Source organism: Pseudomonas sp. 10(2024), from assembly GCF_045164175.1.
Classification (GTDB): Bacteria; Pseudomonadota; Gammaproteobacteria; order Pseudomonadales; family Pseudomonadaceae; genus Aquipseudomonas; species Aquipseudomonas alloputida.
In genome coordinates this window covers 4,321,996-4,330,922 of the sequence record NZ_CP174006.1, presented here as the reverse complement: position 1 = coordinate 4,330,922, position 8,927 = coordinate 4,321,996, and the positions used below count along the sequence as shown (strand labels likewise).

8 protein-coding genes and 3 pseudogenes are annotated in these 8,927 nt (G+C 62.8%); 6 read left to right on the top strand and 5 right to left on the bottom strand.

Annotation, left to right across the window (positions count from 1 at the left end):
* Positions 1 to 172: 172 nt before the first annotated feature.
* Positions 173 to 934, top strand: coding sequence for an SDR family oxidoreductase (locus tag ACI7M0_RS19630; RefSeq protein ID WP_054889466.1), 762 nt, complete (start codon positions 173 to 175; stop codon positions 932 to 934).
* A 143-nt stretch (positions 935 to 1,077) separates the two neighbouring features.
* Here the strand turns inward: ACI7M0_RS19630 and ACI7M0_RS19625 are convergent, their stop codons facing one another.
* The gene (locus ACI7M0_RS19625) at positions 1,078 to 1,821 is read right to left on the bottom strand and encodes an outer membrane beta-barrel protein (RefSeq protein WP_104962318.1); all 744 of its coding nucleotides are present in this window, start codon (positions 1,819 to 1,821) and stop codon (positions 1,078 to 1,080) included.
* 405 nt (positions 1,822 to 2,226) lie between these two features.
* Between ACI7M0_RS19625 and ACI7M0_RS19620 the strand changes: the two are divergent.
* Both ACI7M0_RS19620 and ACI7M0_RS19615 read left to right on the top strand, forming a co-directional pair.
* Positions 2,227 to 3,258: pseudogene (locus tag ACI7M0_RS19620) on the top strand (methyl-accepting chemotaxis protein); the annotation flags it as partial.
* Between the two features lie 27 nt (positions 3,259 to 3,285).
* Entirely contained in the window at positions 3,286 to 4,167 is an 882-nt protein-coding gene (locus ACI7M0_RS19615) for a methyl-accepting chemotaxis protein (RefSeq protein WP_371264248.1), read from the top strand.
* A 96-nt stretch (positions 4,168 to 4,263) separates the two neighbouring features.
* Here ACI7M0_RS19615 and ACI7M0_RS19610 read toward each other — a convergent pair whose 3' ends face one another.
* Positions 4,264 to 5,454 (bottom strand): benzoate/H(+) symporter BenE family transporter, encoded by a 1,191-nt coding sequence (locus tag ACI7M0_RS19610; RefSeq protein ID WP_129934000.1) that lies wholly within the window; start codon positions 5,452 to 5,454, stop codon positions 4,264 to 4,266.
* Positions 5,455 to 5,598: 144 nt separating this feature from the next.
* On the opposite strand from ACI7M0_RS19610, the gene ACI7M0_RS19605 reads away from it, so the two are divergent.
* The 3 genes and pseudogenes from ACI7M0_RS19605 to ACI7M0_RS19595 all read left to right on the top strand — a co-directional run.
* The gene (locus ACI7M0_RS19605) at positions 5,599 to 6,201 is read left to right on the top strand and encodes a glutathione S-transferase family protein (RefSeq protein WP_104887197.1); all 603 of its coding nucleotides are present in this window, start codon (positions 5,599 to 5,601) and stop codon (positions 6,199 to 6,201) included.
* Between the two features lie 149 nt (positions 6,202 to 6,350).
* A pseudogene (locus ACI7M0_RS19600) lies at positions 6,351 to 6,416 on the top strand (glutathione S-transferase family protein); the annotation flags it as partial.
* Between the two features lie 154 nt (positions 6,417 to 6,570).
* A pseudogene (locus ACI7M0_RS19595) lies at positions 6,571 to 6,636 on the top strand (glutathione S-transferase family protein); the annotation flags it as partial.
* Positions 6,637 to 7,002: 366 nt separating this feature from the next.
* Here ACI7M0_RS19595 and ACI7M0_RS19590 read toward each other — a convergent pair.
* The 3 genes from ACI7M0_RS19590 to ACI7M0_RS19580 form a co-directional block, all read right to left on the bottom strand.
* Entirely contained in the window at positions 7,003 to 7,374 is a 372-nt protein-coding gene (locus tag ACI7M0_RS19590) for a glutaredoxin (protein ID WP_010952857.1), read from the bottom strand.
* A gap of 59 nt (positions 7,375 to 7,433) precedes the next feature.
* On the bottom strand, positions 7,434 to 7,979 hold the full coding sequence (gene folE / locus ACI7M0_RS19585; RefSeq protein WP_003252789.1) for a GTP cyclohydrolase I FolE: 546 nt from the start codon (positions 7,977 to 7,979) through the stop codon (positions 7,434 to 7,436).
* Positions 7,980 to 8,049: 70 nt separating this feature from the next.
* Complete coding sequence (locus ACI7M0_RS19580) at positions 8,050 to 8,610, bottom strand: Smr/MutS family protein (protein WP_104962313.1); 561 nt, start codon at positions 8,608 to 8,610, stop codon at positions 8,050 to 8,052.
* Positions 8,611 to 8,927: the final 317 nt, after the last annotated feature.

Sequence of the window (8,927 nt, the reverse complement as noted above, 5' to 3'; positions counted from 1 at the left end):
TCCTTGTGGGCGGTGGAGGGCGTAAGGCGTTCAATCTACCTTGTTGATGAAGACGGTTCCTTAAAATCACTGACAAGCATGGTAGCCCAACCGTTGCTGTGATGATGCTGCCCGGCCGAGTGGTGGCTGACTATGCTCTGAACCCCACCCCAAACCCTCACAGGAGCACGCGATGAGCATGACCTTTTCTGGCCAGGTAGCCCTGGTGACCGGCGCGGCTGCCGGTATCGGCCGGGCAACTGCCCTGGCGTTCGCCCACGAGGGCATGAAAGTGGTGGTGGCCGACCTCGACCCGGTCGGCGGCGAGGCCACCGTGGCGCAGATCCACGCGGCGGGCGGCGAAGCGCTGTTCATTGCCTGCGACGTGACCCGCGACGCCGAGGTGCGCCAGTTGCATGAGCGCCTGATGGCCGCCTACGGCCGGCTGGACTACGCCTTCAACAACGCCGGGATCGAGATCGAGCAACACCGCCTGGCCGAAGGCAGCGAAGCGGAGTTCGATGCCATCATGGGCGTGAACGTGAAGGGCGTGTGGTTGTGCATGAAGTATCAGTTGCCCTTGTTGCTGGCCCAAGGCGGTGGGGCCATCGTCAATACCGCGTCGGTGGCGGGGCTAGGGGCGGCGCCAAAGATGAGCATCTACAGCGCCAGCAAGCATGCGGTCATCGGCCTGACCAAGTCGGCGGCCATCGAGTACGCCAAGAAGGGCATCCGCGTGAACGCCGTGTGCCCGGCCGTGATCGACACCGACATGTTCCGCCGCGCCTACCAGGCCGACCCGCGCAAGGCCGAGTTCGCCGCAGCCATGCACCCGGTAGGGCGCATTGGCAAGGTTGAGGAAATCGCCAGCGCCGTGCTGTACCTGTGCAGTGATGGCGCGGCGTTTACCACCGGGCATTGCCTGACGGTGGATGGTGGGGCTACGGCGATCTGAGTGGATGCCGTGCGGGCTGCTTCGTGGGCAAGTCCGCCCCTGACAAATGCGATCACCAGGCCAAGGCCTACGATGTCGCGTATGGACAGGAGGGGCGTGCCCAGGCCGTTCTGAGCAAGCCGGGCAGCCAGCCGGCCACCCGGCTAAAAGCTGACGCCTATTTTCAGGCCGTACTCGTCACGGGTTTGTTCGTCCGAGTCGGTCATCAGGAACTGCCCGTCCAGTTCATAGTTGTAGCGGCTGAAGTAAAGCGAAGCGTATACCGGCACAGTACCGTGTTGGTTGAACAGCACGCTAAGTTCGGCAAAGGGGTTGGTGGTATCTTTCAAATCAACCTCTTCGTTGCTGACGCCATGTATTTTCAATTGCGAATCGCCATTGATAACCTGGCGTATGCCCGCTTCGAAACGCAAGGTGGCATTATTGAAGCGGTAATTGTACCCCGCCGCCAGTTTGGCGAACGGCGTGCGGTTGGTAAGGTCGACATCATGGCGACTGGTATTGGGTTCCAACCGGTTCCACTTGTAGCCGGCGCCCAGCAGCAGGTCGACTGAATGCCGTTCGGCCAGTGCCAAGCGCCAGCCCAGGTCCAGGTCGGCCTGGCCGTCCTTGAGCTTCTGGTCATGCTGTTTCGAGTACATGCCGCTGGCTTCGGCCTGGTAGACAAGGCCTTGCCTGGCCGTCATCTTGTTGCCGTAGTTAATGAATAAGCCACCTTCGGGCATATCTTCGGTTTCATTATTACGGCCGTTGAGTTCCAGTTGGGTGTAGCTCCCTTGTAGGCCAAGGGTGAACAACGGGGCGGTGGAAGTTTCGGCATAGCCAACGGTTGGCACAGTAAACAGCAGCAACGGGGTGACCACAGCAGTAAACATGGCTGTTTTCATTGCAAACTCCAGGGTGCACTGCAGGTCCGGAGAACGGGCCAGTTACCGATCACGATAGCGACGTTTTTATTGTGTGCAGGGGTGTTTAAAAAAATTTCAATACCCCACTTTTGGCGCAAATTTAATGGCGTCAATAGTGTTCGATAAAGTGTGGATTGGAATAAATGAATGTTTTACTTGCGTCGATTTAATATGGGCAGGTGCCGTCGCAGGTTGAGGGACGGGCTATCATTGATGGCCTAGTGATATCTTTTACAGCTGGCACTGAAAGCGACCCTTTTGCAGCCAAAAACGACAAGACATAGCTATTTGACACTATTCTGACGCCAGGCCCTTGTTCATTGGCAGATAACGTTGCCACCCTTAGCCTTCGGGATAACCTCACTGGCTGAAAGGGGATCGGTGATGGGCACGAGCAAGCACGGTGTGCTGGCCAACCTGGGCATGGCCCGCAAACTTGGCCTGGGCTTTGCCTTGGTGCTGCTGCTGACGCTGGCGGTGGCGGCCATCGGCGTCGTGGCGTTGCAAAGCGTTGGCCAGCGCTTCGACAGCTTGCGTCAGCTGGCCCAGTTCAATACCGACTTGCTGCGCTTGCGCGAGCATGAGCAGGCGTTTGCCCTGCGCTCCGACATGCAGCAGGCCGACGCTTTGCGTGGCGGCCTGCAGGGTTTGGTTGAACGCGCCCGAGGCCTGCCGGCGCTGGCGGCGGCGCAAACCGATCTCGCCGCCTATGGCCAGGCATTCGAAGCCTTTGTCGAGGCCGTGCAAGCCAAGGAGCTGGCGCTGGACATGGCCAGCTGGTCGGTGTCCAACGTGTCCAACAACCTTGATGTGCTGCAGGCCGGCCTGGCCGATGACGGCGTGTACACCCTCAAGCAGTCCCAGGGCCAGCAGGGTGGCGAGTTTCTTGAGCAAGCCGCGCAGGTGGCCCAGGTGTCGCGGCTGATGCTGCAGGCCATGGACGAAGCACGGGTACGCCTGGAAAAAAGCCGCAAGGGCGAGGAGGGTGTGAGCCAGGAGCGTATTGCCCAGACGGTGGAGGCCGCTGGCCTGGTCAGCCAGTTGCAAGGCGCGGTTGGCGATGCCGGTTACCAGAGTGTGTTGGGCGAAGTGGCGGGGCACATTGGCAGTTTCTCGGAAAAACTCAACGAGTACACCGACCAGCTGGCCCGCGAGCAGGGGCTGAAGGCGCAGTTGCAAGCCAGCGCCGAGCGGGTTACCGGGCGTGTCGACCAAGCCTATCTTGGGCAGGAGCAGGCCCTGCAAGGCGAGCTGCAGCGCAATGCCATCGCCATCGGCCTGGCCACGGCGCTGGCGTTGCTTGTCGGCGTGTTGGCGGCCTGGCTGATTACCCGCGCTGTGGTCGGCCCGTTGAAGCATGTGATCGCCCGCGCCCAGCGCATTGCGGCGGGTGAACTGGGCTTCGACGCCCAGGCGCCGCGCCGGGATGAGGTGGGGCAACTGATGCAGGCCATGCAGCAGATGGCGGCGGGGCTCTCGGGCATTGTCAGCGGCTTGCAGCAGGGTATCGAACAATTGGCCGGCAGCGCCCAGGCGTTGTCGACGGTGACCGAGCAGACCAACCGTGAGGTGGGCAGCCAGAAGGAGGAAACCGAACAGGTGGCGACCGCCATGCAGCAGATGACTGCCACCGTGCACGATGTGGCGCGCAATGCCGAGGAGGCGGCGCAGGCGGCCCAGGCCGCGGACGAGAAGGTCGACACCGGCCAGCAGGTGGTGCGCCAGAGCATGCAGCGCATCGAGCAGCTGGCGTCGGCGGCAGAAGCTGCCAGCGCCGGCATCGACAGCCTCAGTGCCGAAATCCACACCATTGGTGACGTGCTGGAAGTGATCAAGAGCGTGGCCGAGCAAACCAACCTGCTGGCGCTGAATGCCGCCATCGAGGCTGCCCGCGCCGGCGAGCAGGGGCGCGGCTTTGCCGTGGTGGCCGATGAAGTGCGCGCGCTGGCGCGGCGTACCCGGCAATCCACCGAGCAGATCGAGACCTTGGTGGCCAGCCTGCGCGGCAATGCCCAACAGTCAGTGGCGCAGATCCGCGGCAGTACCGAGCTGGTGCGGCTGGCCGTGGCCGATGCACTGCAGACCGAGAGTGCGCTGGGCAGCATTGCCGCAGCGGTGTCATTGATTCAGCAGATGAACCAGCAGATTGCCGCAGCCGCCGAGCAGCAGAGTTCGGTGGCGGAAGAGATCAGCCGCAGTGTCACGCAGATTCGCGGCAGTGCGGACCAGGCGGCATTGGCGATGCAGGACAATGCCCGGTCCAGTGTCGAGCTGGCGCAGCTGGGCACCGATTTGAAGGGCATGGTGGGGCATTTCAGGTTGTAATCTCGTTGTCTGTGCCGGCCCATTCGCGGGTTGTGTGATTTCCCGTCGTAGGAGCGGGTTTACCCGCGAAGAGGCCACCACAGGCAACAACAACCCTCACCCCCTGCGCGGGTTAAGAATCACCAAAGCCAACACCCCCGCCACAATCCCCCAGAACGCCGAACCAATCGAAAACAAGGTCAGCCCCGAAGCGGTCACCATAAAGGTGATCACCGCTGCCTCCCGCTCACGCGCCTCGCTCATGGCCACGGTCAAACCGTTCATGATCGAACCAAACAGCGCCAGTGCCGCAATCGACAGCACCAGTTCTTTCGGCAATGCCGCGAACAGTGCCGCCAAGGTGGCGCCGAACACCCCGGCAATGCCGTAGAAAATCCCGCACCACACTGCCGCGGTGTAGCGTTTGCCCGGGTCTTCATGGGCATGCGGCCCGGTGCAGATCGCCGCGCTGATCGCCGCCAGGTTGACCCCGTGCGAGCCGAACGGCGCCAGCACCAGCGAGGCAAAGCCGGTGGCCGAAATCAGCGGCGAGGCCGGTACCTGGTAGCCGTCGGCACGCAGGACGGCCACGCCGGGCATGTTCTGTGAGGTCATGGCCACCACGAACAGCGGAATGCCGATGCTGATGGTTGCCGCCAGCGAGAAGCTTGGGGTGGTCCACACCGGCTTGGCCACTTCCAGGTGGAAGCCGCTGAAGTCCAGCAGGCCCAACGCGCCGGACAATGCCGTGCCCACCAGCAGCGCGGCCAGCACGCAATAGCGCGGCGACAGGCGCTTGACCAGCAGATAGCTGAAGAACATGCCCAGCACCAGCAGCGTGCGGTGCTGCGCGGCCACGAAGATTTCGCTGCCGATCTTGAACAGGATGCCCGCCAGCAGCGCCGAGGCCAGCGAGGCCGGGATGCGTTTGACCAGGCGCTCGAAGCTGCCGGTCAGGCCGCACACCAGCACCAGCAAGGCGCAGGTGATGTAGGCGCCAATGGCTTCGCCATAGCTGACCCCACCCAGGCTGGTGATCAGCAGCGCCGCGCCGGGGGTGGACCAGGCGACGGTGATTGGTGTGCGGTAGCGTAGCGACAGGCCGATGCTGCATACCGCCATGCCGATCGACAGCGCCCAGATCCACGACGAGATCTGCGCGGTGGTCAGCCCGGCCGCCTGGCCGGCCTGGAACATCAGCACCAGCGAACTGGTATAGCCGGTGAGCATGGCAATGAAGCCGGCGACCACCGCCGAGGGGGAGGTGTCTGCCAGGGGCCGCAGGCGTGCGGAAGTGGCATCGGTCATGAACAAAATCCTTGTAAAGGTGTAAGCAGTTTTTTCAGACTACAGCGAGCAAGGTTGATCCTTGCCATACAGCGGCCATTGCTTTTAGCCGTACAGTCGCCAAATATTGGGCGCAATTGCGAAACTGCTTTGCAGGGAGGGTCGATGTACAAGGTTTATGGCGACTACCAGTCGGGTAATTGTTACAAGGTCAAGCTCATGTTGAGCCTGCTGGGCCGGCCGTATGAATGGCACCCGGTGGACATCCTCAAGGGCGAGACCGAAACGCCCGAGTTTCTGGCGATGAACCCTAACGGCAAGGTACCGGTGCTGGAACTGGAAGACGGTAGCTACCTGTGGGAGTCCAACGCCATTCTCAACTACCTGGCCGATGGCAGCGAGTTCCTGCCCAGCGAACCGCGCCTGCGTACCCAGGTGCTGCAGTGGCAGTTTTTCGAGCAGTACAGCCATGAGCCGTACATTGCCGTGGCGCGGTTCATCCAGTTCTACCTGGGGCTGCCGGACGAGCGCCTGGACGAGTACCGCAAGTTGCACAAGGGCGGCTACAAGGCGCTGAAGGTGATGGAGCGCCAGTTGCAGATGACGCCTTACCTGGTGGGTGAGCAGTACTCGATTGCCGATGTGGCGCTGTATGCCTACACCCATGTGGCGCAGCAGGGCGGGTTCGACCTGGCAGAGTACCCGGCGGTAAGGGCCTGGCTGGAGCGGGTCAGCAGCCACCCGCGGCATGTGCCGATGGTGGGCTGAAAATCGACCTGTTTTCCAGGCTTGTGGGAGCGGGCGTGCCCGCGAACACGGGCGCAGCCCGTGCCAACCACCGCGGTGCCTGCTTCGCGGGCTCGCCCGCTCCCACAAGGGATCTGCAGCGTCAGTCAGATGGCGGCAAACCGCTTATTCCGGCGGTAAGGGCTTGGCTTGAGCGGGTCAGCAGCCACCCGCGGCATGTGCCGATGGTGGGTTGAAAATCGACCTGTTTTCCAGGCTTGTGGGAGCGGGCGTGCCCGCGAACACGGGCGCAGCCCGTGCCAACCACCGCGGTGCCTGCTTCGCGGGCTCGCCCGCTCCCACAGGGGGATCTATCTGCAGCGTCAGTCAGATGGCAGCAAACCGCTTATTCCGGCGGTAAGGGCCTGGCTTGAGCGGGTCAGCAGCCACCCGCGGCATGTGCCGATGGTGGGCTGAAAACCGACCTGTTTTCCAGGCGCTTGCGCAATCCTTGTGGGAGCGGGCGTGCCCGCGAACACGGGCGCAGCCCGTGCCAACCACCGCAGTGCCTGCTTCGCGGGCTCGCCCGCTCCCACAAGGGATCTGCAGCGTCAGTCAGATGGCGGCAAACCGCTTATTCCGGTGGTTAGGGTCTGGCTTGAGCGGGTCATCAGCCACCCGCGGCATGTGCCGATGGTGGGTTGAAAACCGACCTTTTTTCCAGGCGCTTGCGCAATCCTTGTGGGAGCGGGCGTGCCCGCGAACACGGGCGCAGCCCGTGCCAACCACCGCGGTGCCTGCTTCGCGGGCTCGCCCACTCCCACAAGGGATCTGCAGCGTCAGTCAGATGGCGGCAAACCGCTCATCCAGGTAAGCGATGATTGCCTTGGACTCATACATCCAGGTCACCTTGCCGGCTTCTTCAATGCGCAGGCATGGCACTTTCACCCGGCCGCCACCTTCTTGCAGGGCCTGGCGGTGCACCGGGTCGTTCTTGGCGTCGCGCAGCGCCACCGGCACGTTCAACCGGTGCAGGGTGCGGCGGGTTTTGACGCAGAACGGGCAGGCGTGGAACTGGTACAGCGCCAGCCCCTTGGCCGCTTGCTCGATGCGGGCCTGGGCGGCGGCGTCGCGTTTGCGCTTGGCCGGGCGGCTGATCCAGTCACCGAAGACGATGAGCTGGCCGAGGCCAACCCGCAGGGCTTTGACGATCATGGGCAACTCCTGAAATGCAAAAGCCGACCCTGAAGGGTCGGCTCGGGGTCAGCAACCAATCACTTGATCAGGCTGAGGAACTCGCTACGGGTGGCGGCGTTGTCGCGGAACTCACCCAGCATCACCGAGGTGATCATGGTCGAATTCTGCTTCTCGACACCGCGCATCATCATGCACATGTGCTTGGCTTCGACCACCACGGCCACACCCGCGGCACCGGTTACCTGCTGCACGGCTTCGGCGATCTGGCGGCTGAGGTTTTCCTGGATCTGCAGGCGGCGGGCGTACATGTCGACGATACGTGCCACCTTCGACAGGCCCAGTACCTTGCCCTTCGGCAGGTAGGCAACGTGTGCCTTGCCAATGAACGGCAGCATGTGGTGTTCGCACATCGAATACAGCTCGATGTCCCGGACCAGCACCATTTCGCTGTTGTCAGAGCTGAACAAAGCGTTGTTGGTGACTTCTTCCAGTGTTTGCTCATAACCGCGGCAAAGGTACTTCATCGCCTTTGCAGCCCGCTTGGGCGTGTCGAGCAGGCCCTCACGGGAGACGTCCTCGCCAATCTGGCTGAGGATCTCGGTGTAGTTCTGTTCCAGGGACATGGATCTACCTGTGGGAAAAAATCGCAAAAACGAAGGGTACGGCGGTGAGGGCGGCGCTGCAAGCGCGGCGTTACTCGTCGCGGCCTTCGAGCATGGTTCGCTTCAGCATCACATACACCGCGCCGGTGCCGCCGTGGCGGGCACTGCACGAGGCAAAACCGAGCACTTGCGGGTGCTGGCGCAGCCAGGTGTTGACGTGGCTTTTGATCATCGGGCGCTTGCCGTCCAGGCGCGCGGCCTTGCCGTGGGTCACCCGCACGCAGCGCACCTCCAGTTTGGTGGCTTCGGCGATGAAGTCCCACAAGGTTTCGCGGGCCTTTTCCACCGTCATGCCGTGCAGGTCGAGGCTGCCCTCGAACGGAATCTGCCCCAGCTTCAGCTTGCGCAACTGGCCTTCCTGCACGCCATCGCGGCGCCACATCAGCTCGTCTTCGGCGCCTACGTCGATGACGAACTGGTCGGACATGCCATCGATGACCAAAGCCTTGTCACTGCGCACGGTCGCCGCCTGGCGCAGGCCGGCCAGCTGCTGGCGGTCGGCCTTGGGCTTGCCGACTTCGGCGCGGTCGTGGCGGATCGGCTTTACGCCGCGCACTTCGGCCTTGAACAGGGAAAAATCGTCGTCTTGCATGATGCCTCCACGTAGGCGGCGTAGTTTACGCGACTGTGGGGCCGTGTGCAGCCTGTGCGGGCCTCTTCGCGGGTGAACCCGCTCCTACAGGGATTGCACATGGCTTCAGGCCGATGCGATCGGGGTGGGAGCGGCCTTGTGTCGCGAAAGGGGTGCGCAGCACCCCCGAGGATTTCAGCTTCACTGCATGAGTTGCCGGGGCAGCCTGTGCGGGCCTCTTCGCGGGTGAACCCGCTCCTACGGGGATGTCACAGAGCCTGAAGGCGGCGGGGTACCTGTAGGAGCGGGTTTACCCGCGAAGAGGCCCGCACAGGTTA

Excerpts from the sequence above, each read along its gene's own strand:
- ACI7M0_RS19630 (WP_054889466.1), top strand. The coding sequence starts at position 173 with ATGAGCATGACCTTTTCTGGCCAGGTAGCCCTGGTGACCGGCGCGGCT.
- ACI7M0_RS19625 (WP_104962318.1), bottom strand. The coding sequence starts at position 1,821 with ATGAAAACAGCCATGTTTACTGCTGTGGTCACCCCGTTGCTGCTGTTT.
- ACI7M0_RS19615 (WP_371264248.1), top strand. The coding sequence starts at position 3,286 with ATGCAGGCCATGCAGCAGATGGCGGCGGGGCTCTCGGGCATTGTCAGC.
- ACI7M0_RS19610 (WP_129934000.1), bottom strand. The coding sequence starts at position 5,454 with ATGACCGATGCCACTTCCGCACGCCTGCGGCCCCTGGCAGACACCTCC.
- ACI7M0_RS19605 (WP_104887197.1), top strand. The coding sequence starts at position 5,599 with ATGTACAAGGTTTATGGCGACTACCAGTCGGGTAATTGTTACAAGGTC.
- ACI7M0_RS19590 (WP_010952857.1), bottom strand. The coding sequence starts at position 7,374 with ATGATCGTCAAAGCCCTGCGGGTTGGCCTCGGCCAGCTCATCGTCTTC.
- folE (WP_003252789.1), bottom strand. The coding sequence starts at position 7,979 with ATGTCCCTGGAACAGAACTACACCGAGATCCTCAGCCAGATTGGCGAG.
- ACI7M0_RS19580 (WP_104962313.1), bottom strand. The coding sequence starts at position 8,610 with ATGCAAGACGACGATTTTTCCCTGTTCAAGGCCGAAGTGCGCGGCGTA.